A 20,535-nucleotide genomic window follows, 5' to 3' on the forward strand; every position below is an offset into this window, starting at 1 on the left:
GCGCGCCGATACGATCGACCGCGATGAAAGCGACGATCTCGAAGCGCGGGTGAACGACAATCTCGAAAACATTCCCGAGGTCGATATCGACAGCGTCGAGGTTCATGCAGACGGTCACGTCGTTACCCTGGAAGGATCGGTGGAGACGATCGGCATTGCCCGCAAGGTCGAACTCGGCGCGCTTTCGGTCGATGGCGTCCATCATGTCCGCAATAAGTTGCAGCTGACCGGTGTCGACGCGCATATCCCGAACGAGGACTAACGCATTACGCACAGCGCAGATCATCAACGGGAGGGCTGCCGCCTTCCGTTGATGATCGTTCTCAACATTACCAAAAGTTAACAATTTAAGATTGTAGCAACGACTGTCTTTTCACGAGTCTAATCGCCGGTTTCTGTTAGGCGGCTTCTGTCACGAGAACGTCAATTCCGTTGACAACACTGTGATTTCATTCGGACAAATGGTCGCGGCTGCTCCGCCATATTATCACAAAATTGCCTGAATTGGAGCGCGAACTCGTGTGTGCCGAGGGTTAGTTTACGCTGTGGAATTCAACAGCAGATTGAGGAGATAGATCATGCGCATCAAATTTGCCCTTGCCGCGTCCATTTTCGCCGTCAGCCTCGCAGGCGCTGCCTTCGCCCAGCCGACCTATTCCAGCGATTACACCAATGACAGCGACGGCTTCGCCCCGAGCCCGATGTCGAAGCCGGCTCCGGTCCACTATAGCAGCCACAAGGCCCCGGCCTATTCCAGCGACTACACCAATGACAGCGACGGCTTCGCCCCAAGCGCCATGGCGACTCCTGTCGTCGACAAGACCGCAACGGCCGGTATCAACCCCCTGCCCCCATGCCACAGCATGATTGGCCCGAAGGGCTCCCACACCAAGGGTGCAGACAGCGGCGCCTCCCGCACCGAAGCATGCCGCGCGACGCATTGATCCAATAAAGGCTGGGATCCGATAAAAGAAAGGGCCGGAAATCGGCCCTCTCTTTTTCAATCCATCTCTACGCCGGCGATTGTTCCCTAAAGCGTCAGATTTCGCCCGTCGTTTCGCCGAAAACCGCTTCGAAGGCGGTGCGCAGCCGCATATCGACATCAGCCATCATCACGGGCAAGCCAAGATCGACGAGGCTGGTCACGCCGTAGGCCGAAATCCCGCAGGGCACGATGCCACCGAAATGATCGAGATCGGGGTCGACGTTGAGCGACAGTCCGTGGAAGGTGACCCATTTCCGCAGTCTTATACCGAGGGCGGCGATCTTGTCCTCGGCCATCGTCCCATCGGCCAGCAATGGCTTTTCCGGCCGGCGCACCCAGACGCCGACGCGATCTTCACGTCGCTCGCCGCGCACAGTCATCATGTCTAGCGTGCGGATAACGACATCTTCGAGGGCGGCGACGAAGGCGCGCACATCCTGACGCCGCCTCTTCAGATCGAGCATGACATAGGCGACGCGCTGACCGGGTCCATGATAGGTGTATTCACCGCCACGCCCGGTAGCAAAGACCGGAAACCGGTTCGGCTGGACGAGGTCCCTCGCATTGGCGCTGGTGCCGGCAGTATAGAGCGGCGGATGTTCGACGAGCCAGACAAGCTCATCACCGCCATCGGCGATGACCGCCACCTCGCGCTCCATCGTCTCCACCGCCTCCTCATAGGGGACGAGGCCATCGGTGATGCGCCAGCGTACCGGCTTGGTTCCGAGTTGGGGAAGCATGGAAAATTCGAGATCGGTGCGAAGCATGGCCATTCCTTGCCGCTCTCCCCGAAATGCCTGAAAAAAGGGGCGGCAGCACAGCTATATGGACCCGTTTCGGGGCCAATTCAAATGCTGTGAGCGGATTTAAAAAAAACTGTCATATCCGCCCTTGTGCACCCCAGATGCTTTTGCTACATGCTGCCCCGCCGACGCAAATCGGCACCTACCACGATGCGGTCGTGGCGGAATTGGTAGACGCGCAGCGTTGAGGTCGCTGTGGGGCAACCCGTGGAAGTTCGAGTCTTCTCGACCGCACCATTTCCCTTCAGGGAAACGCTCTTCTCTAAGCGACGATTTCGTTTTCACCTCGAAGCCATTTGCGATTGCTCGGCTTGAATGCCCGGCCTTCTCATGGTTGATGGCGTGATCCTCGCAAGAATCAGCAGCCATGTCAGAGCCCCATCAAAACTCCCCGCAGGGCATGGCCATCATGTCCGGCGCCATGTTCATCCTGCCGATCATGGATGCCATCGCCAAATATATGGCGACCTTCGAGGCGATGTCGCCGGGTCAGGTGACCTTCTACCGATTCTTCTTCCAAATCGCCTGCACCCTGCCGATTCTTTTCGCCCTTTTCGGGCTGAAGGCGCTTTCGGCCCAACGGCCGTGGATGAACCTGCTGCGCGGTGCGCTGCATGGTGGTGCGAGCCTGCTGTTCTTCGTTGCCGTCAAATACATGCCGCTCGCCGATGTCTTCGCCATCTATTTCGTCGAGCCCTTCATGCTGGCTGCCCTGTCGGCGCTGTTTCTCGGAGAGAAGGTCGGCGGGCGGCGTTGGACGGCGATCGTCGTCGGTTTCGGCGGCGCGATGATCGTCATTCAGCCGAGCTACGAAATCTTCGGCCTGAAGGCGCTGCTGCCGGTCGCCTGTGCCTTTCTGTTCTCGCTCTATCTGTTCCTCAACCGCGCCATCGGCGAGGCCGATTCGCCGCTGACCATGCAGACGATGGCCGGCATCGGCGGAACGGTCTTCATGGCGGCCGCCCTTCTCGTCGGCAGCAGTTCCGGCAATGCCGATTTTGCCGTCTCTCTGCCCTCCTCCAGCCTCGACCTTGTTCTGCTTCTCGCCCTTGGCTCGATCTCGGGATATGCGCATATGCTCGTCGTCCGGGCTTTCCGCCTCGCGCCGCTGTCGCTGCTTGCGCCGTTCCAGTACTTCGAGATCATCTCGGCGACCGTTCTCGGTTATGCGCTGTTCAACGATTTCCCGAGCTTTTCCAAATGGATCGGCATCTTCATCATCGTTGCGTCAGGCCTCTTCATCATCTGGCGCGAGCGGCTGCAGGCGCAATCGTTAAAATCTTCCTGACCCGGGGAATATCGGGTTAACTCCTCTTCTTGAGGGATCGTCAATTCGCAGGCGGTAAAACCGTTTCCGGCTTCATGATGAAGCCTGGAGTTAAAACATGAGCGAATTTCGTCTCGCTTTTCCGGCCTGTGTCGTGGCCGGCAAGCATCGGCTGACGGCCGAAGATATAGTACTGCTGCGCAAACATAGTTTTCCGGAGGGAATCCGGACATCCGACGATGTCGTGGCGATGTTGGCGCTCAACAATTCCTGCCCTGAGAAGTGTGCCGACTGGAACGCTTTCTTCGTGGAGCAGCTCGCCGGTTTCATCGTCCATTACACCTATCCGCAGGGCTCGCTGGATGAAATCAACGTCGCCTGGATCATGCGCATGTTCACGACCGATGGTGTCGTCAACTCGGCGCTCGAGCTCGAACTCATTCTCCACGTCATGGAGATTTCGGCCGATGTCCCAGTCGAGTTGAGAGCGCTCGCCCTCGATCAGCTCCGCCTGGCGATCACCGACAATATCGGTGGCTACAAGCTGTCGCGCGCCATCGATCGCCGGGGCATCACCCGCCAGGACATCGACTATGCGATGCGCATCTTCAGAAGCGTCGCCGAAGGCGGCGTCATCCCGGTCTCGTCGGTCGAATACGGCGTTCTCCAGCAGATCGAGCAGGCAACGCTGCGCGGCGCCAATCATCCGCACTGGGCGGGGATCATGGCTGCCGTCGAGCTGCGCGACTATGCCGAGCCGCGGCGCAGCCGCTGGCTGCGCATCGTCGACGAGGAACCCGTCGCAGAAGCTGCCGTCGCCTGACGCTCCGCAAGCCTGATTGTGCGTTCCGGTGTTTTGTGCGTAAAACTCCGGGATGCATTTCTGGGTGGAGTCTCGATGTTCAAGAAAATCCTGATCGCGAATCGCGGCGAAATCGCCTGCCGCGTGATCAAGACTGCGCGCCGCATGGGCATTTTGACCGTCGCGGTCTATTCGGATGCGGATCGGGACGCGCTGCATGTCGAGATGGCCGACGAGGCCGTTCATATCGGCCCGGCCGCGGCGTCGGAGAGTTATCTCGTCGCCGAAAAGATCATTGCCGCCTGCAAGGCAACCGGCGCCGAGGCGGTGCATCCCGGCTACGGCTTCCTGTCCGAACGCGCCTCCTTCTGCGCTGAACTGGAAAAGCAGGGCATCATCTTCATCGGCCCGAAGCCGAAAGCGATCATGGCGATGGGCGACAAGATCGAATCGAAGAAGTTCGCCAATGCCGCCGGTGTATCCACCGTGCCCGGCCACCTCGGCATCATCGAGGATGCCGCCCATGCGGAAGTGATATCGGGCGGGATCGGTTATCCCGTCATGATCAAGGCCTCGGCCGGCGGCGGCGGCAAGGGCATGCGCATTGCCTGGAACGAGGCGGAAGTGCGCGACGGCTTCGAGCGCGCCCGCTCGGAGGCGCAAAGCTCTTTCGGTGACGACCGCGTCTTCATCGAGAAATTCGTTGTCGAGCCGCGCCATATCGAGATCCAGGTCCTGGCCGATGCGCATGGCAACGTCGTCTATCTCGGCGAGCGCGAATGCTCGATCCAGCGGCGGAACCAGAAGGTGGCGGAAGAGGCGCCCTCGCCCTTCCTCGATGAAGCCACCCGCAAGGCGATGGGCGAACAATCGGTGGCTCTGGCGAGAGCCGTCGATTACCAGAGCGCCGGCACCGTCGAATTCATCGTCGACCGGGACCGCAAATTCTATTTCCTCGAAATGAACACCCGCCTGCAGGTCGAGCATCCCGTGACCGAACTCATCACCGGCATCGATCTCGTCGAGCAGATGATCCGTGTCGCGGCCGGAGAGCCCCTGCCCTTCGCCCAGCAGGATATCAGGCTTGACGGCTGGGCGGTCGAGAGCCGGCTCTATGCCGAAGATCCCTATCGCAACTTCCTGCCCTCGATCGGCCGCCTGACGCGCTACCGGCCGCCGGCGGAAGGCAGGACCGGCAATGTCGTCGTCCGCAACGATACTGGCGTCTTCGAAGGTGCGGAGATTTCGATGTATTACGACCCGATGATCGCCAAACTCTGCACCTGGGCGCCGACGCGGCTGGAAGCGATCGAGGCCATGGGTCAGGCGCTCGACGGCTTCGTCGTCGACGGCATCGAGCACAATGTGCCTTTCCTGTCGGCGCTGATGAAACATCCGCGCTGGCGCGAGGGCCGGCTTTCCACAGGCTTCATCGCCGAGGAATATCCCGATGGCTTTGCGCCGATGAAACCGGACCGGGCGCAAGAAGCCGTGCTTGCCGGCATCGCGCTTTCCGCCTCGCTGATCGAGACGAACCGCCGCGAACGTTTCGCCGATCGCCTGCGCGCCGCAGCGGGCGTGCTGCGCGAGGATTGGGTGGTCAAGATCGGCGACAACCATGTCGCAGCAAGATTGCTCGACGGCCTCGTCACCATCCCCTTCGATATGGATATCGCGATCGATGGGGCGATCGAGGGCGGGAGCCAGAGTGTTGTCACCGATTGGAGACCGGGCGACCCTGTCTGGAACGGCAAGGTCGGCGGTCGCGACATCACCGCGCAGATCCGCCCCGTTCTGAACGGCTTGCGTATCGACTGGCAGGGGCTTTCGGTGACGACCAAGGTCTTTTCGCCGCGTCATGCCGAACTCGACCGGCTGATGCCGGTGAAGCTGCCGCCCGATACTTCCAAGCTCCTGCTCTGCCCGATGCCCGGCCTCGTCGTCGCCATCGCGGTGGCCGAGGGCCAGGAGGTCAAGGCCGGTGAGACGCTTGCGATCGTTGAAGCGATGAAGATGGAAAACGTGCTGCGCGCCGACCGCGATCTCGTCGTCTCGAAGATCAATGCCGCGGCCGGCGAAAGCCTGGCCGTCGATGCCGTGATCATGGAATTTGCCTGAGATAAGCCAGGCGGCCGGCTTCGTCAGCGGGGCCCGCCGACCATGCCAAGCTCAGCCCGACAAGCAGCCGGATACCGACAAAATCAGCAGGGAGATATCAAATGGACGTTCGCGCTGCCGTTGCCGTTCAGGCAGGAAAACCGCTGGAAGTGATGACCGTGCAGCTGGAGGGGCCGGCGGCCGGCGAAGTTCTGGTGGAGGTCAAGGCGACGGGGGTTCCTGCCACCTATAGGATAGACCTCAGGAGTCTCGATGAACTTCCCGCGCGGGAGCTCTACGACCTCTTGAGAATGCGGGTCGATGTCTTCGTCGTCGAGCAGAACTGCCCCTACCCGGAACTTGACGGCAAGGATATCGATGCCTTGCATCTGCGGCTGCTGGAAGGTGCCGAACTCCTGGGCGCGGCGCGAATCCTGAAACCGTATGAGCCACAGGATCCGTCGAAGATCGGCCGCGTTGTCGTCTCGCCTGATCATCGCGGCAAGCGGCTGGGCGATGTACTGATGAGCGAGGCGATTGCCGCTTGCGAGCGGCTTTATCCGGAAATTCCCATTGCCTTGTCGGCACAGGCCCATTTGCGCCGGTTCTACGAATCTTTCGGTTTCATCGCGGTGTCACAGGAATATCTGGAAGACGGCATTCCGCATGTCGATATGGTCCGCCAGCAGGCCACGCAACCGGCATGAGGATATTGCCATGATCTACGTCGACGCCGATGCCTGCCCGGTGAAGCCGGAAGTCCTGAAGGTGGCCGAACGTCACGGCCTCGAAGTCACCTTCGTTGCCAATTCCGGCCTGCGCCCCTCGCGCGATCCGATGATCCACAACGTCATCGTCTCCAACGCCTTCGACGCCGCCGACAACTGGATCGCCGAACGCGCCGGCGCGGGCGATGTCGTCGTCACCGCCGATGTGCCGCTTGCCGTGCGCTGTGTCGCGACCGGCGCCTTCGTCAGCGGCCCCACCGGCCGCGTCTTCGACGAGACCAATATCGGCATGGCGAGCGCCATGCGCGATCTCGGCGCGCACTTGCGCGAAACCGGCGAGAGCAAGGGCTACAACGCCGCTTTCAGCCAGAAGGACCGCTCACGCTTCCTCGAAACCTTCGATCGCCTCTGCCGCCGCGCCAAAAGCCTTGCCACGGAGGCTGGCGGGCAATCTTGATGTGGCTCACACAGGCTCGCAGGAAACGGGTGGCATGGCAGCCATGCCGATTCCTATCTTGAAGCCGGCCGTTTCCTCACGCATATAGGCGCTATCGCAGACGACTGCGGCATCCTCTGGGATGCAACTGTCGCGGGGACGGCCTCGCTCTTGAACAAGGAGAGTCGTATGGCCTGGTTTCTGCTTTTTCTCGCCGGTCTTTTCGAATGTGGCTGGGCGATCGGCCTTAAATATACCGAGGGTTTCACACGGCCGATGCCGACGGCGCTGACCGTCATATCGATGGTGGTGAGCATCGTGCTGCTCGGCCTGGCGGTGAAGCATCTGCCGATCGGTACCGCCTATGCGGTCTGGACCGGCATCGGCACAGTCGGCACCGTATTTCTCGGCATCTGGCTGCTGGGTGATGAGGCAAGTGTCTCCCGTCTTGCCTGCATCACGCTGATCGTCGCCGGCATCGCCGGTCTCAAGCTTACTGCCTGATGTGAGGTGGAGGGGCGTCGCCGACGCCCCTCAGTGTATCGTTCAGGCTGTCTTGCGGTTATCGACGGCAAAAGCGCCGGGACCGGCGAAGACCAGGTAGAAGAAGACGAAGCAGAACAGGATCGCTGCGTCGCCCTGGTTGACGGCCGGGAAGAAGCTGCTCGGGGCATGCGCCATGAAATAGGCGACGGCCATTTCGCCGGCCAGCAAGAAGGCGACCGGGCGCGTCAGCAGGCCGACGAGAATGAGAATGCCGCCGATCAGCTCGAGCAGGGCGGCGAACAGCATCAGCGGCGGCAGCGAGCCTTCCATTTGCGCAACCGGGAAAGCGAAAAGCTTCATCGTGCCGTGTTCGATGAACAGCAGCGCGGTGATGATTCTGAGAGCGGCCAGCCCATAGGGGCGATAGGCAGAAAGACGCTCAAAAGTTGACATTAAACCTCTCCTTTAAAACAATAAGTGCCGAGCGTTAGCTTGTCCTTGGCAAGGAATGAACACACGGATCGCTGACGACCGTTCACTTTTTCGACAGCAGGTAAACACCCGATCGCACAGCTTTATTCGGCGGAAAACGTCAAAGCGGAATGTTGTCGTGTTTCTTCCACGGATTGGCGAGATCCTTGTTGCGCAGCATTTTCAAACCGCGCGCCAGCCGCCGCCGGGTCGAATGCGGCATGATCACCTCATCGACATAACCGCGCTCGGCGGCGACGAAGGGCGAGAGGAACCGGTCCTCGTACATTTTCGTATGCGCGGCGATCTTCTCCGGATCGGCAATATCCTTGCGGAAGATGATCTCGACAGCGCCCTTGGCGCCCATCACGGCGATCTGCGCTGTCGGCCAGGCATAATTGAGGTCGCCGCGCAGATGTTTCGACGCCATAACGTCATAGGCGCCGCCGAAGGCCTTGCGGGTGATGACGGTGAGCTTCGGCACCGTCGCCTCGGCATAGGCGAAGAGCAGCTTGGCGCCGTGCTTGATGAGGCCGCCATATTCCTGCGCCGTACCCGGCAGGAAGCCCGGCACGTCGACGAAGGTGACGATCGGAATGTTGAAGCAGTCGCAGAAGCGCACGAAGCGGGCCGCCTTGCGCGAGGCGTCGCTGTCGAGAACGCCGGCCAGCACCATCGGCTGATTGGCGACAAAGCCGACGGTCGAGCCTTCGACGCGGCCGAAGCCGCAGACGATATTTTTGGCAAAGCTCGCCTGGATCTCGAAGAAATCCCCCTCGTCCGCCACCTTCCGGATCAGTTCCTTGATGTCGTAAGGTTTGTTGGAACTCGCCGGCACGAGCGTATCGAGCGAGGCATCGACATCTGTCACCGACTGGTAACATTCGATCTCCGGCAGCGGCGCGGTGTTCGAAAGCGGCAGGAAATCGATCAGCCGGCGCACCTGCAGCAGCGTTTCGACATCATTCTCATAGGCGCCGTCGGCAATCGATGAGCGCACAGTATGCACCACGGCGCCGCCGAGCTCTTCTGATGTCACCGTCTCGTTGGTGACGGTTTTCACCACGTCCGGCCCGGTGACGAACATGTAGGAGGTATCACGCACCATGAAGATGAAATCGGTCATCGCAGGCGAATAGACGTCGCCGCCGGCGCAAGGACCCATGATCACCGAGATCTGCGGAATGACGCCGGAAGCGAGCACATTGCGCTGAAATACCTCGGCATAACCGCCGAGAGCCGCCACGCCCTCCTGGATACGAGCGCCACCCGCATCATAGATACCGACGATCGGCGCGCGGTTCTTCAGCGCCATGTCCTGCACCTTCATGATCTTCTCGGCGTGCGCTTCAGACAGCGAGCCGCCGAAGACGGTGAAGTCCTTGGCGAAGACGAACACGGTGCGGCCATTGACCGTGCCCCAGCCGGTGACGACGCCGTCGCCGGCGATACGGCTCTTGTCCATGCCGAAATCGGTGGAGCGGTGTTCGACGAACATGTCGAACTCCTCGAACGAGCCTTCGTCAAGGAAGAGATCGATGCGCTCGCGCGCCGTCAGCTTGCCGCGCTTGTGCTGGGCGTCAATGCGCGCCTCGCCGCCGCCAAGGCGGGCGACGTCGCGGCGCCGTTCCAGTTCTTCGAGAATTTCCTTCATGCGATCTCCCTCGCCGCTGCGGCGGCAATCCGGCGGTTAGGGCGTCGCGCTACTGAGCGCGCCCGCTGAGTGAGAAAACCGAGCGTATCCTTGCGGCGGCGTCCTCGGCCAGGATCTCGTCGGCAAGCTTGGGATCGGCAGCGATGCTGGTGACGTCGAAGGCGCTGACGGCGATGACCGAGCCGTCCTCGACCGAGGCCGCGTCGATGCTGATCTTGGCGACGTTGCGGTCCTTCTGGAAGCCGAGGCCCTTCTGGACGGATACCACGCGGATCGTCAGCACCACACGCGGCAGCACGGTGTCGCGCACGGTGGCGTTGATCGCCGCGTTGACGCGGTCGTTGATACCGGAAAGCAGCTCGGCCGGCATGTTCGGACCGGAGAGAACGACGGCGCTGCGCACATCATAGACCGGCGCCGCCGGCTTGGTGGCCGAGAGGCTGCCGCAGGCCGTGAGCGCGACACAGACGAGTGTCGCCCGGCAAAAACACGACCTCAGCCAAATCATTGCAAAAATCCCGCACCACCCCGTTGGAGTCGCAGACTTCGTCATAATGCATTGGAAGGCAATATGTTTCAGGCGCTTAGGGCGAAAAAAACATCCGCTGCGGCTTTGAACTCGGCAAAGCGCTTGGCCCGCCGCTGCTCCGCTTCCTCGTCGCTGCCCCAATGCTCGATCGTCCAATCCTCGTCGAGATGGGCAAGCGACCAGGCCTCCTCCACCGTCACACGGCTCTCGGCGAAGGCCAGCGCCAGGATCGCCGAGCCCGTCAGCGTGGTGACTGTGTGGAGGGCGGCCAGCGCCATCGGGCTATCATATCTCGCGAGCGTGACGGCAAAGGCGGCAATCGCCTCGCGCGGCTGCTCATGAGGCATCACCCCTTCGACGAGGATGAAGCGGGCGCCGAGATCGGTCGCCGCCCAGTCGATCACGGGATCCCAGTGCTCGGCCTGGCGCTCGACCAGCAGTTCCGGCTCCTCGGCGCGGTAGCAGATGAGGTCGCTGGAGGAAAAACGCAATATATCCTCGAAAATCGCCTGCGCGTTGGCGGCAACGCCGTCGAGTGCGGTGTTGACGAGCCGGGTCACCGGCATGCTCACGGGATTGATCTCTTCGCCCTGCGCCTGCCATTCGGCGGCGACAAGCCGCGCCAGCGCCTCAGTCGGCACGGCGAGAACTTGACGCGCCGGCGTACGCACCATCTTGCCGTCGAGCGTGATCGCAAAACCACCCTCGTGCTCGGCAACGGAGACGTCGGTATAGAAGCGCTTCGGCAGCGGCTTCTTCATCTGGATCTGCGCGCGGCGGATGGGATCGGGATGGCTCAGGCCTTCGGAAAGGTCGTTCAGCAGATCGCGCATGGGCTCACCTCAGGAAAAATGACGCAATATCTCGTTCGGATGGTAGGCGATCGCATCAGCGCCGTTGGCGATCAGCTCATCCACGCTGGCATAGCCCCAGGCAACGCCGATCGCCTTGGCCCCGGCAGCCTTGGCCATCTGCATATCGTAAACCGCATCGCCGATGACAATGGTGTCAGTGGCATTCATGCCGGTTTCATCGCAGCATTCCGTCACCATGGCCGGATGCGGTTTAGAGGGGCAATCGTCGGCGGTGCGTGCGACGATGAAATGCTTGTCGAAGCCATGCGTCTCCATCACGACCTTGAGCCCGCGCCTGGATTTGCCTGTCACCGCGCCGATCAGCAGGTCTTCTCGGCCAGTCAGTGCATCGATCATTTCGCGGATGCCGGGAAACAGCGGCTCCTTGTAGTCGAGATCCTGACGCACGATCGAGAACAGCGATTTGTAATGCGCCGTCATGTCGATGTCTTCCTGCTCCACATGCGGCCTGCCCTGCATGCGGGCGATCGCGATATCGAGGGACAAGCCGATAATGGCCTTGGTGACTTCAAACCGCGGTTCAGGCTTGCCGAACTTGTCGAAGGTCCGGCGCATGGTTTCGTGGATCAGCGCAGCACTGTCGACCAGCGTGCCGTCGCAATCGAAAAGGGCAAGTTTCATTCGCTGTCCCTTTCAGCGCCGGCAAGGTCGAGACCGAGAAGGTTCCAGGTCTGCACCATATGCGCCGGCAGCGGCGCGCTGACACGCAGGCGGCCGCCGGAGGGGTGCGGAATGTCGATGTGACGGGCGTGCAGATGCAGCTTCTTCTGAACGCCGCCTGGAAAATCCCAATTCGGATCGTCGTCGAAATATTTCGGATCGCCGATGATCGGGTGGCCGATATGCAGGGCATGGACGCGCAACTGGTGGGTACGGCCGGTATAGGGCTCCATCTCCAGCCATGCGAGGTTCTGTGCCGCCGTCTCCAGCACGCGGTAGAAGGAAATCGCATGGTCGGCGCCGTCCTCGCCGTGCTTGGCGATGCGCATGCGGTCGCCGTCAACGGTCGGCTCCTTGACGAGCCAGGTCGAAATCTTGTCCTCGTGCTTGCGCGGCACGCCCTTGACCAGCGCCCAGTAGGTCTTTTTGGTGTCGCGCTCGCGGAAGGCCGCCGTCAGCTTCTGCGCCGCGCCGCGCGTGCGGGCGATGACGAGAACACCCGAGGTGTCGCGGTCGAGACGGTGAACAAGCCGCGGCTTCTCGCCCTTCGGGCTAGTCCAGGCTTCGAGCATTTGGTCGATATGCCTGGCCACACCCGAGCCACCCTGCACCGCAAGACCAGGGGGCTTGTTGAGTACGATTACCTTTTCGTCCTCGTGCAGCACCATGCGCGATAAGAGTTGGAAATCCGTCGAATGTTTGAGATCCTTGCCGGCGATCGGTCCGGATTTCAGTTTGGCATCGACATCCATCGGCGGCACGCGCACCGTCTGGCCGGGCTGCACGCGCGCATCCGATTTGACACGTCCACCGTCGACGCGCACCTGGCCGGAGCGCAAGAGCTTCTGCAGCGGACCGAAGCCGAGCCCGGGAAAGTGCACCTTGAACCAGCGATCGAGCCGCATGCCGGCTTCGTCGGGTTCAACCTTGATATGTTCTATGCCAGCCATAAAAAATCTTTCGGAAATTGCAGCGCAGGCCGAGCCGGCGTTCTTGCCGCAGCCTTTAGAGCATTTTCATGCAAAACGGAAACCGGAAAAGAAATCAGGCCAAAGCGCGCATGACGGCGAGCCCTGTCATGACGGCCGCCATCGAAAGCCCGACGCTCGCCGCGATGTAAATACCGCCGGCGACGGCCTCGCCGCGCTCGAACAGCGAGATTGCATCCAGCGAGAAGGCCGAGAAGGTTGTGAAGCCGCCGAGGAAGCCGGTGATCAGCAGGAGGCGCAGCTCCACCGAAGCATTGAACTTCCGCGCAATCAGCTCGGCGAAGATGCCGATGACAAAACAGCCGACGACATTGACGGCGAGCGTGCCCCAGGGAAATGCCGGACCCATGAGTCTCAGCGCCCATTGGCCGACATAATATCTGAGAAGAGAACCGATGGCGCCGCCGACGGCGACGAGAAGAGCCTGGATCATCAGCCGGATTTATCGCAACTCTGCAGCGATTCCAATCGGGAAGGAATGAATTCTTACCATCCGGTAAAATGCCGATGATTTTTTTATAATGGCGCCAAGGTCGTACCGATACGCTGACGACATGACCCAGCTCCTGTCCATATCGGCGAGCACCGCCGCCATTGCCTTCGACTCGCTCCGAATCCCGCAGCGTGTCGCGACGAGCACCGCCGCCCGCGATGCGCGCCGCGTTGCCGACCGGCAGTTGAAGGCCGAAGGCACTCAGGAAATAGACGAGCCCTCCAGCATCATCCAGTCGACCGAAGTGGCCCTCGACCTGATGGCCAAAGGCAACCGCCAGCCGCAGGCCGGCCTGAAGCAGGCGCTGCGATCCTACGAAGACTTCTGAGGCCCATCACCTTCCAAACGAAAGCCTGCGACTGCGGTTACAGTCGCAGGCTTTTCTGTTTAATCAGTCTACTTCATTTGCCTTGGGCGGACAGCACCCGCAGGACCAGATCGACCTTGCCGGCCTTTTCGAAGGTCAGCGTCACCGGCACCGTATCGCCCTGCTTGAACAGCGTCTTCACTTTCTGGAACATCAGGTGCAGGTTGCCGGGCTGGAGCTTGACCGTCTCGCCGGCACCGATGGCGATACCGTCCTTCAGCTGGCGCATCCGCATAACATTGTCCTTCGTCACCATCTCGTGGATCTGAACCTCACCAGCTGCGGGCGAGCTGACGGACACCAGGCGATCGTCCGTCTGGCCGTTATTCTTCACCGTGAAAAAGCCGCCGCCGACCGGCTGGCCGGGCAGCATTGCCTTGGCGAAGCCGCCGGAGATTTCGAGATCGCCGGCCTTGACCGTGTCGCCAGCCGGTGCGGCAGCGCCCGCCATAGCGGACATGTCCATGCCGGCCATATCGGCATGATCGTGACCATGATCTTCACCGGCAACGACCTTCAACAGCGGCGCCGGGCTTTTCATCCCATGCGCGTCACCGCCTTCCTTGGCCACCTGATCCCAGGCCTCGACCGTGTCGCCGCACATCTGCGTCACCGGAAAAGCGAGCGAGGTGCCGGCTTCGACGCCCGATACCTTACCCTGGATGACGAAGGTGTCGTAGAAATCGTCGGAGAGATTGCCGTTCTTCCAGCGCACTTCGATCGCACCCGTCTTCACCTTGTCGCCGTGATTGTCATAGGTCTTCTGATAGTCGCCCTTGATCACCTCGAGTTCCCAGCCGGCCTTCGGCTGCGGTTTGGCGAAGACGAAGCCTTCCGGCAGCTTGACCCGCACTTCCGTGGTCGCCTTGCTGTCGCAGCCATGCGGCACCTGCAGCGTAGCGAGAATGGTGCTCTCCTGCTTCGCCTCTCTGTCGAGGAAGGTCACATGCGCCTCGGCGTCGGCAAAGGCGGTCACGGAAAGAAGGGCGGCAAGCCCGAATGTCTCGCCAAGTGTCTTGATAGTTTTCATCGGATGTCTCCTCGCCGGCCGCGGACTTCTCTCGGGCGGACCGGCATTCTGCATCATGGATTGCGAAGGCAGATCAGACGAGGATGGGAGGCCCGCGCGAATTCGGCCGCCAGACGGCGCTTGCGCCTGAAACGGCTGATGTTTCGATCGGCGCGTTGATCAGCGAAGCGAGTTCGCGCTCGAGCCACGAGCCGGCATCCGGCATCGGCAGGATAGTGGAGGCGGACAACCGGCAGGCTTCGCAATTCGACTTGAAGGCGAAGGTCTTGCCGTCGGCATCCTTCACGGTGACGCAGAGCGAGGCGAACGTGCCGTCGGGCAGCACATAGGCCGCGGCATCGTAGCCTTCGGAGGTGACAGCCTGCGGCGCCTGATGGGCGAGCCCGAGCAAAGCCAAGCTCAATGCGCAAAGCATGCGCAGGAAGAGCGTCGCTTTCAGTCCGGTCTGTCGCATCAGATCCCCTTCAACAGCATGTCGCGATAGCCGTTTTCCCCGCGAAATGCAAAAGCAGATTTGCTGCAGATCAGGGCTCAGCCGGCATATGGCGACAAAAATTTGTCCGGTCACGACATTTGGCCTTGCCAAGTGCTGCACCCGCCGGATAATTGCGCCAACCTTGTCGGGAGAAGCCGGTGCTTTCGCCACCGGTGCCGAAGGAGCAACCGCCCCGGAAACTCTCAGGCAAAAGGACCAGCAAGGGGCAGACGGAACTCTGGAGAGAGGCGTTCTCGAAACGCTCGCCGAAGGGATAACAATCTCAGGCGCAAGGACAGAGGGGGCTCAGGAGAGAAGCGCGCAGCCGCGCCTTCAGATTTGAGCCCGCGCCTTCGCGAGAAGGCGCAAACCCCGGAGGCGTCTTTTGGACGATACTGCTGCCCTGAAGAAAACCCCGCTGCATGCCCTGCATCTTTCGCTCAGCGCCCGCATGGTGCCGTTCGCCGGTTACGACATGCCGGTGCAATATCCCGCAGGCGTGATGAAGGAGCATCTTCATACCCGCGCCGAAGCCGGCCTCTTCGATGTCTCCCACATGGGCCAGGTCATCGTGAAGGCGAAGTCGGGCAGCTACGAGGATGCGGCGCTGGCGCTCGAGAGCCTAGTGCCGGTCGACATCCTAGGCCTTGCCGAAGGCCGCCAGCGCTACGGCTTTTTCACCGACGACACCGGCTGCATTCTCGACGACCTGATGATCGCCCATCTCGACGACCACCTCTTCGTCGTCGTCAACGCCGCCTGCAAGGAGGCCGATCTCGCCCATCTGCAGGCCCATATCGGCGACCAGTGCGACATCACCCTTCTCAACCGCGCTTTGATCGCGCTGCAGGGGCCGCGCGCAGTCGCCGTTCTCGCCGAACTCTGGGCCGACGTCGCTGCGATGAAATTCATGGATGTGCGCCACTGCCGCCTGCATGACGTTTCCTGTCTTGTTTCCCGCTCCGGCTATAGCGGCGAGGACGGCTTCGAGATCTCGATTCCATCAGACAAGGCCGTGGATGTCACCATGCGGTTGCTCGAACATCCGGACGTCCAGGCGATCGGCCTCGGCGCCCGCGATTCGCTGCGCCTCGAAGCCGGTCTCTGCCTCTACGGCAACGATATCGATACGACCACCTCGCCAGTGGAGGCAGCGCTCGAATGGGCCATGCAGAAGGCAAGGCGCGGCAACGGTGCGCGTGCCGGCGGCTTCCCGGGCTCCGGCCGCATCCTGTCCGAACTCGAAAACGGCGCCGCGCGCCGCCGTGTCGGCCTGAAGCCGGAAGGCAAGGCGCCGGTGCGCGGCCATGCCAAGCTTTATGCCGATGCCGAGGGCAAGATCGAAATCGGCGAGGTCACCTCGGGCGGCTTCGGCCCCAGCGTCGAAGGTCCCGTCGCCATGGGATACGTGCCGGTCTCCCATGCTGCGGCAGGCACGCTCGTCTATGCAGAGGTGCGCGGCAAATATCTGCCGACCACCGTCAGCGCCCTTCCCTTCGTCACACCGACCTACAAACGCTAAACCTTTTCCAGAGAGGACGAACAATGCTGAAATTTACCGAAGAACACGAATGGCTGAAGATCGAAGGCGGCGTTGCGACGGTCGGCATCACCACCTATGCCGTCGAACAGCTCGGCGACCTGGTTTTCGTCGAGCTGCCGGAAGTCGGCGCGACCTTCTCCAAGAACGGCAATGCCGCGACCGTTGAATCCGTCAAGGCTGCTTCCGATGTCTATTGTCCGCTGGATGGCGAGATCACCGAGGTCAATCCGGCCATTGTTGCAGACCCGTCGCTGGTCAATTCCGATCCTCAGGGCGCCGGCTGGTTCTTCAAGCTGAAGCTTGCAAACGCTGCGGACGCCGATGGCCTGCTCGACGAGGCGGCCTACAAGGAGCTCACTGCGTAATGACGACGCCGACAGAATTCCAGTTCACCGACTATCAGCCCTACGATTTCGCCAATCGCCGCCATATCGGCCCCTCGCCGGCCGAGATGACCGATATGCTGAAGGTGATCGGCTATAACAGCCTCGATGGCCTGATCGACGCGACGCTGCCGCCCTCGATCCGCCAGAAGGCGCCGCTCGTCTGGGGCGCGCCGATGACCGAGCGCGAGGCGCTCGACAAGCTGCGCGAGACCGCCAACAAGAACAAGGTGCTGGTCTCGCTGATCGGCCAGGGTTACTACGGCACGATCACGCCGCCGGTCATCCAGCGCAACATCCTCGAAAACCCCGCCTGGTACACAGCCTATACGCCCTACCAGCCGGAAATCAGCCAGGGTCGCCTGGAAGCACTGCTGAACTACCAGACGATGATCTGCGACCTCACCGGCCTCGACGTTGCCAACGCCTCGCTGCTCGACGAGGCGACCGCCGCCGCCGAAGGCATGGCGATCGCCGAGCGCGTCGCCAAATCGAAGGCAAAGTCTTTCTTCGTCGATGCCGACTGCCATCCGCAGACCATCGCCCTGATCCGCACCCGCGCCGAGCCGCTCGGCTGGAGCGTCATCGTCGGCAATCCCTTCACCGATCTCGATCCTGTCGACGTCTTTGGCGCAATCTTCCAGTATCCTGGCACGCACGGTCACGTGCATGATTTTACCGGCCTGATCTCGCGCCTGCATCAGACCGGCGCCATCGCGATCGTCGCCGCCGATATCCTGGCGCTGACGCTGCTGAAATCGCCCGGCGAAATGGGTGCCGATATTGCCGTCGGATCCTCGCAGCGCTTCGGCGTCCCGGTCGGTTACGGCGGCCCGCATGCGGCCTATATGTCCGTCAAGGATGCCATCAAGCGCTCCATGCCTGGCCGCCTCGTCGGCGTTTCCGTCGATGCCCGCGGCAACCGCGCCTATCGCCTGTCGCTGCAGACCCGCGAACAGCATATCCGCCGCGAAAAGGCGACGTCGAACATCTGCACCGCCCAGGTGCTGCTGGCCGTCATGGCCTCGATGTATGCCGTCTTCCACGGCCCGAAGGGTATCAAGGCGATCGCCCAGCAGGTGCACCAGAAAGCCGTGCTGATGGCCAAGGGCCTGGAAAAGCTTGGCTATAAGGTTGAACCGGACACCTTCTTCGACACGATCACCGTCGATGTCGGCCATATGCAGGGTCTCATCCTGCGTGCAGCCGTCGCCGAAGGCGTCAATCTGCGCAAGGTCGGCGAAACCAAAATCGGCATGAGCCTCGACGAACGCACCCGGCCGGCGACGCTCGAAGCCGTCTGGCGCGCCTTCGGCGGCAATTTCACCATTGCCGATTTCGAGCCTTCCTACCGCCTGCCGAAGGGCCTGCTCCGCACCAGCGATTACCTCACCCATCCGATCTTCCACATGAACCGCGCCGAAAGCGAGATGACGCGCTACATCCGCCGGCTTTCCGACCGGGATCTGGCGCTCGACCGCTCGATGATCCCGCTCGGTTCCTGCACGATGAAGCTCAATGCGACGGCGGAAATGCTGCCGATCACCTGGCCGGAATTTTCCGACATCCATCCCTTCGTGCCGGCCGACCAGGCGCTCGGCTACCGCGAGATGATCGACGACCTGATCGAAAAGCTCTGCGCCGTCACCGGCTACGACGCCTTCTCCATGCAGCCGAATTCCGGTGCGCAGGGCGAATATGCCGGCCTGCTGACGATCCGCAACTATCATATCGCCAATGGCGACGGCCATCGCGACGTCTGCCTGATCCCGACCTCGGCGCACGGTACCAATCCGGCCTCGGCCCAGATGGTCGGCATGAAGGTCGTCGTCGTCAAGGTGCGCGAAAACGGCGATATCGATCTCGACGATTTCCGCGCCAAGGCTGAGCAGCATGCGGCAAACCTCTCCTGCTGCATGATCACCTACCCTTCGACGCACGGCGTCTTCGAGGAGACCGTCAAGGAAATCTGCGATCTCGTGCATGAGCATGGCGGCCAAGTCTATCTCGACGGCGCCAACATGAATGCCATGGTCGGCCTGTCCCGCCCCGGTGACATCGGCTCCGACGTCTCGCATCTCAACCTGCACAAGACCTTCTGCATTCCGCATGGCGGCGGCGGACCCGGCATGGGCCCGATCGGCGTCAAGGCGCATCTGGCCCCCTACCTGCCCGGCCACCCCGAAACCGACGGCCGTTCGGGTGCGGTCTCGGCTGCCGCTTTCGGCTCGGCCTCGATCCTGCCGATCTCCTGGAGCTATTGCCTGATGATGGGCGGCGAAGGCCTGACGCAGGCGACCAAGGTGGCGATCCTCAACGCCAACTATATCGCCGCCCGGCTGAAGGGCTCCTATGACGTTCTCTACAAGTCCGAGGCCGGCCGTGTCGCGCATGAATGCATCATCGACACCCGCCCGCTGGTCGACAGCTCGGGTGTCACCGTCGACGACGTCGCCAAGCGGCTGATCGACTGCGGCTTCCATGCGCCGACCATGAGCTGGCCGGTCGCCGGCACGCTGATGATCGAGCCGACGGAAAGCGAGACCAAGGCCGAACTCGACCGTTTCTGCGAGGCGATGCTGGCGATCCGCGAGGAAGCCCGCGCCATCGAGGATGGCCGCATGGACAAGGTGAACAATCCGCTGAAGAACGCGCCGCACACGGTGGAAGACCTCGTCGGCGAATGGGATCGTCCCTATAGCCGGGAACAGGCCTGCTTCCCGCCCGGCGCCTTCCGCGTCGACAAATACTGGTCGCCGGTCAACCGCGTCGACAATGTCTATGGCGACCGCAACCTCGTCTGCACCTGCCCGCCGGTGGAAAGCTACGCGGAGGCGGCGGAGTAATAAATTTTGCAATTCCCTCACACGGGAGGGGATTCACCCTTAGGACGTATCTCGTTCTTTAGCGACTTCATCCTCGGCAATGTGCCGAGGATGTGCCGCGCATCGGCGGATTCGAAGCAGATCCTCGCATAATCGCGAGCCTCGCAATCCATATTGAGGCATGGGTTCAAATTTAACCTTTCTTAGCAAGTCTCTGTTAGCAATTTGAAATGGGCGGGTTCCAATCATCATGGATGTTGCCGTCGATCTCTGTTTGCGTGCGGGTTCCTATGCGTCCATCGGCTGTGCCAGCAATTCTCCTCGCCACCATGATCCTGTCGGGCTGCGCCGCAAGCTCCGGCGCCGAAGATGTGCTCACCCCCGTGCCGTCGGCGGAAACGACGAATGCGATCACAAAGCCGAGCGGCCCCATACCGGCTGCCGTCGTGGGTGATTCTGCTCCGCAGTCAAGCGCTCGGCAGCAGCCGTTGAGCTGGACAGGACCGGTTCCGGAGCCGCAAGCGCTCGTGCCCGCGGACGGGGCTGTCGGCATGCCCATGCCGACGGAACGGCCAGTCGCGATGCTCATGCCCGCCGAGCCGGGAATTAATTCTGATGTCGGCCCGAAATCTTCTAC

At 61.6% G+C, this 20,535-nt stretch carries 22 protein-coding genes, 1 tRNA gene, 2 pseudogenes and 2 riboswitches; of the genes and pseudogenes, 15 read left to right on the top strand and 10 right to left on the bottom strand.

From position 1 onward, the window contains the following. Positions 1–262, top strand: a 262-nt coding sequence (locus FY112_RS11190; RefSeq protein WP_151518412.1) for a BON domain-containing protein, incomplete at its 5' end; no start/stop codon positions are given. Between the two features lie 316 nt (positions 263–578). Then, on the top strand, positions 579–944 hold the full coding sequence (locus FY112_RS11195; RefSeq protein WP_131644159.1) for a hypothetical protein: 366 nt from the start codon (positions 579–581) through the stop codon (positions 942–944). Between the two features lie 94 nt (positions 945–1,038). On the opposite strand, the gene lipB is transcribed toward FY112_RS11195, so the two are convergent. Next, complete coding sequence (gene lipB / locus FY112_RS11200; RefSeq protein WP_151518413.1) at positions 1,039–1,758, bottom strand: lipoyl(octanoyl) transferase LipB; 720 nt, start codon at positions 1,756–1,758, stop codon at positions 1,039–1,041. Positions 1,759–1,940: 182 nt separating this feature from the next. Between lipB and FY112_RS11205 the strand changes: the two genes are divergently transcribed. From FY112_RS11205 to sugE, 8 genes and pseudogenes are all read left to right on the top strand, one after another. Next, positions 1,941–2,025 (top strand) — tRNA-Leu (locus tag FY112_RS11205). Positions 2,026–2,155: 130 nt separating this feature from the next. Beyond that, a complete protein-coding gene (locus FY112_RS11210) occupies positions 2,156–3,076 on the top strand; it encodes a DMT family transporter (RefSeq protein WP_151518414.1) in 921 nt (306 codons plus the stop codon). Between the two features lie 97 nt (positions 3,077–3,173). After that, positions 3,174–3,878 carry a hypothetical protein gene (locus FY112_RS11215; protein ID WP_011652111.1) on the top strand — a complete coding sequence of 235 codons (705 nt, stop codon included), beginning with the start codon at positions 3,174–3,176 and terminating at the stop codon, positions 3,876–3,878. Positions 3,879–3,953: 75 nt separating this feature from the next. Then, on the top strand, positions 3,954–5,975 hold the full coding sequence (locus FY112_RS11220) for an acetyl/propionyl/methylcrotonyl-CoA carboxylase subunit alpha (RefSeq protein WP_131619861.1): 2,022 nt from the start codon (positions 3,954–3,956) through the stop codon (positions 5,973–5,975). Positions 5,976–6,076: 101 nt separating this feature from the next. Continuing rightward, positions 6,077–6,193 (top strand): annotated as a pseudogene (locus FY112_RS37620) (S-(hydroxymethyl)glutathione dehydrogenase); the annotation flags it as partial. Beyond that, positions 6,170–6,661 (top strand): GNAT family N-acetyltransferase, encoded by a 492-nt coding sequence (locus tag FY112_RS11225; RefSeq protein ID WP_246700650.1) that lies wholly within the window; start codon positions 6,170–6,172, stop codon positions 6,659–6,661. The pseudogene FY112_RS37620 and the gene FY112_RS11225, both read left to right, overlap by 24 nt. Before the next feature lie 10 nt (positions 6,662–6,671). Next, on the top strand, positions 6,672–7,139 hold the full coding sequence (locus FY112_RS11230; RefSeq protein WP_017960587.1) for a YaiI/YqxD family protein: 468 nt from the start codon (positions 6,672–6,674) through the stop codon (positions 7,137–7,139). 168 nt (positions 7,140–7,307) lie between these two features. Further along, complete coding sequence (gene sugE, locus FY112_RS11235; protein ID WP_017960588.1) at positions 7,308–7,622, top strand: quaternary ammonium compound efflux SMR transporter SugE; 315 nt, start codon at positions 7,308–7,310, stop codon at positions 7,620–7,622. 42 nt (positions 7,623–7,664) lie between these two features. On the opposite strand, the gene FY112_RS11240 is transcribed toward sugE, so the two are convergent. From FY112_RS11240 to crcB, 7 genes are all read right to left on the bottom strand, one after another. Next, positions 7,665–8,057, bottom strand: coding sequence for a DoxX family protein (locus FY112_RS11240; RefSeq protein ID WP_017960589.1), 393 nt, complete (start codon positions 8,055–8,057; stop codon positions 7,665–7,667). Between the two features lie 139 nt (positions 8,058–8,196). Next, positions 8,197–9,729 (bottom strand): acyl-CoA carboxylase subunit beta, encoded by a 1,533-nt coding sequence (locus FY112_RS11245; RefSeq protein ID WP_094085888.1) that lies wholly within the window; start codon positions 9,727–9,729, stop codon positions 8,197–8,199. Positions 9,730–9,778: 49 nt separating this feature from the next. Further along, positions 9,779–10,237: a hypothetical protein gene (locus FY112_RS11250; RefSeq protein WP_151518416.1), complete on the bottom strand. Its 459-nt coding sequence runs from the start codon at positions 10,235–10,237 to the stop codon at positions 9,779–9,781. 68 nt (positions 10,238–10,305) lie between these two features. After that, a complete protein-coding gene (locus tag FY112_RS11255; protein WP_094085886.1) occupies positions 10,306–11,091 on the bottom strand; it encodes an ATP12 family chaperone protein in 786 nt (261 codons plus the stop codon). Between the two features lie 9 nt (positions 11,092–11,100). After that, positions 11,101–11,754: an HAD-IA family hydrolase gene (locus FY112_RS11260; protein ID WP_017960593.1), complete on the bottom strand. Its 654-nt coding sequence runs from the start codon at positions 11,752–11,754 to the stop codon at positions 11,101–11,103. Continuing rightward, positions 11,751–12,743, bottom strand: coding sequence for an RluA family pseudouridine synthase (locus FY112_RS11265; RefSeq protein WP_003559680.1), 993 nt, complete (start codon positions 12,741–12,743; stop codon positions 11,751–11,753). Before FY112_RS11265 ends, FY112_RS11260 begins: the two co-directional genes overlap by 4 nt. Before the next feature lie 94 nt (positions 12,744–12,837). Then, entirely contained in the window at positions 12,838–13,215 is a 378-nt protein-coding gene (gene crcB / locus FY112_RS11270) for a fluoride efflux transporter CrcB (RefSeq protein ID WP_151518417.1), read from the bottom strand. A gap of 121 nt (positions 13,216–13,336) precedes the next feature. On the opposite strand from crcB, the gene FY112_RS11275 reads away from it, so the two are divergent. Continuing rightward, positions 13,337–13,603, top strand: a complete 267-nt coding sequence (locus FY112_RS11275; RefSeq protein ID WP_017960595.1) for a hypothetical protein — start codon at positions 13,337–13,339, stop codon at positions 13,601–13,603. Positions 13,604–13,676: 73 nt separating this feature from the next. On the opposite strand, the gene FY112_RS11280 is transcribed toward FY112_RS11275, so the two are convergent. Beyond that, positions 13,677–14,672, bottom strand: a complete 996-nt coding sequence (locus FY112_RS11280) for a DUF1775 domain-containing protein (RefSeq protein ID WP_017960596.1) — start codon at positions 14,670–14,672, stop codon at positions 13,677–13,679. Between the two features lie 73 nt (positions 14,673–14,745). After that, positions 14,746–15,126, bottom strand: a complete 381-nt coding sequence (locus FY112_RS11285; RefSeq protein ID WP_131619857.1) for a hypothetical protein — start codon at positions 15,124–15,126, stop codon at positions 14,746–14,748. 157 nt (positions 15,127–15,283) lie between these two features. Then, positions 15,284–15,372: riboswitch (glycine riboswitch) on the top strand. A 3-nt stretch (positions 15,373–15,375) separates the two neighbouring features. Further along, positions 15,376–15,456: riboswitch (glycine riboswitch) on the top strand. 76 nt (positions 15,457–15,532) lie between these two features. On the opposite strand from FY112_RS11285, the gene gcvT reads away from it, so the two are divergent. The 4 genes and pseudogenes from gcvT to FY112_RS37625 all read left to right on the top strand — a co-directional run. Then, entirely contained in the window at positions 15,533–16,669 is a 1,137-nt protein-coding gene (gcvT, locus tag FY112_RS11290; RefSeq protein ID WP_151518418.1) for a glycine cleavage system aminomethyltransferase GcvT, read from the top strand. 23 nt (positions 16,670–16,692) lie between these two features. Then, positions 16,693–17,055, top strand: coding sequence for a glycine cleavage system protein GcvH (gene gcvH / locus FY112_RS11295; RefSeq protein ID WP_003539971.1), 363 nt, complete (start codon positions 16,693–16,695; stop codon positions 17,053–17,055). Continuing rightward, positions 17,055–19,919: an aminomethyl-transferring glycine dehydrogenase gene (gcvP, locus tag FY112_RS11300; RefSeq protein WP_151518419.1), complete on the top strand. Its 2,865-nt coding sequence runs from the start codon at positions 17,055–17,057 to the stop codon at positions 19,917–19,919. The genes gcvH and gcvP overlap by 1 nt, the downstream gene beginning before the upstream one ends. Before the next feature lie 269 nt (positions 19,920–20,188). Then, positions 20,189–20,535 (top strand): annotated as a pseudogene (locus FY112_RS37625) (glycosyl hydrolase); the annotation flags it as partial.

It is taken from the genome of Rhizobium sp. PEPV16 (assembly GCF_008919455.1).
GTDB classification, from domain to species: Bacteria; Pseudomonadota; Alphaproteobacteria; order Rhizobiales; family Rhizobiaceae; genus Rhizobium; species Rhizobium leguminosarum_Q.

What these genes read in the sequence shown, in the direction of transcription:
- FY112_RS11195 (WP_131644159.1), top strand. Translation starts at nt 579, where the DNA reads ATGCGCATCAAATTTGCCCTTGCCGCGTCCATTTTCGCCGTCAGCCTC.
- lipB (WP_151518413.1), bottom strand. Translation starts at nt 1,758, where the DNA reads ATGGCCATGCTTCGCACCGATCTCGAATTTTCCATGCTTCCCCAACTC.
- FY112_RS11210 (WP_151518414.1), top strand. Translation starts at nt 2,156, where the DNA reads ATGTCAGAGCCCCATCAAAACTCCCCGCAGGGCATGGCCATCATGTCC.
- FY112_RS11215 (WP_011652111.1), top strand. Translation starts at nt 3,174, where the DNA reads ATGAGCGAATTTCGTCTCGCTTTTCCGGCCTGTGTCGTGGCCGGCAAG.
- FY112_RS11220 (WP_131619861.1), top strand. Translation starts at nt 3,954, where the DNA reads ATGTTCAAGAAAATCCTGATCGCGAATCGCGGCGAAATCGCCTGCCGC.
- FY112_RS11230 (WP_017960587.1), top strand. Translation starts at nt 6,672, where the DNA reads ATGATCTACGTCGACGCCGATGCCTGCCCGGTGAAGCCGGAAGTCCTG.
- sugE (WP_017960588.1), top strand. Translation starts at nt 7,308, where the DNA reads ATGGCCTGGTTTCTGCTTTTTCTCGCCGGTCTTTTCGAATGTGGCTGG.
- FY112_RS11240 (WP_017960589.1), bottom strand. Translation starts at nt 8,057, where the DNA reads ATGTCAACTTTTGAGCGTCTTTCTGCCTATCGCCCCTATGGGCTGGCC.
- FY112_RS11245 (WP_094085888.1), bottom strand. Translation starts at nt 9,729, where the DNA reads ATGAAGGAAATTCTCGAAGAACTGGAACGGCGCCGCGACGTCGCCCGC.
- FY112_RS11250 (WP_151518416.1), bottom strand. Translation starts at nt 10,237, where the DNA reads ATGATTTGGCTGAGGTCGTGTTTTTGCCGGGCGACACTCGTCTGTGTC.
- FY112_RS11255 (WP_094085886.1), bottom strand. Translation starts at nt 11,091, where the DNA reads ATGCGCGATCTGCTGAACGACCTTTCCGAAGGCCTGAGCCATCCCGAT.
- FY112_RS11260 (WP_017960593.1), bottom strand. Translation starts at nt 11,754, where the DNA reads ATGAAACTTGCCCTTTTCGATTGCGACGGCACGCTGGTCGACAGTGCT.
- FY112_RS11265 (WP_003559680.1), bottom strand. Translation starts at nt 12,743, where the DNA reads ATGGCTGGCATAGAACATATCAAGGTTGAACCCGACGAAGCCGGCATG.
- crcB (WP_151518417.1), bottom strand. Translation starts at nt 13,215, where the DNA reads ATGATCCAGGCTCTTCTCGTCGCCGTCGGCGGCGCCATCGGTTCTCTT.
- FY112_RS11275 (WP_017960595.1), top strand. Translation starts at nt 13,337, where the DNA reads ATGACCCAGCTCCTGTCCATATCGGCGAGCACCGCCGCCATTGCCTTC.
- FY112_RS11280 (WP_017960596.1), bottom strand. Translation starts at nt 14,672, where the DNA reads ATGAAAACTATCAAGACACTTGGCGAGACATTCGGGCTTGCCGCCCTT.
- FY112_RS11285 (WP_131619857.1), bottom strand. Translation starts at nt 15,126, where the DNA reads ATGCGACAGACCGGACTGAAAGCGACGCTCTTCCTGCGCATGCTTTGC.
- gcvH (WP_003539971.1), top strand. Translation starts at nt 16,693, where the DNA reads ATGCTGAAATTTACCGAAGAACACGAATGGCTGAAGATCGAAGGCGGC.
- gcvP (WP_151518419.1), top strand. Translation starts at nt 17,055, where the DNA reads ATGACGACGCCGACAGAATTCCAGTTCACCGACTATCAGCCCTACGAT.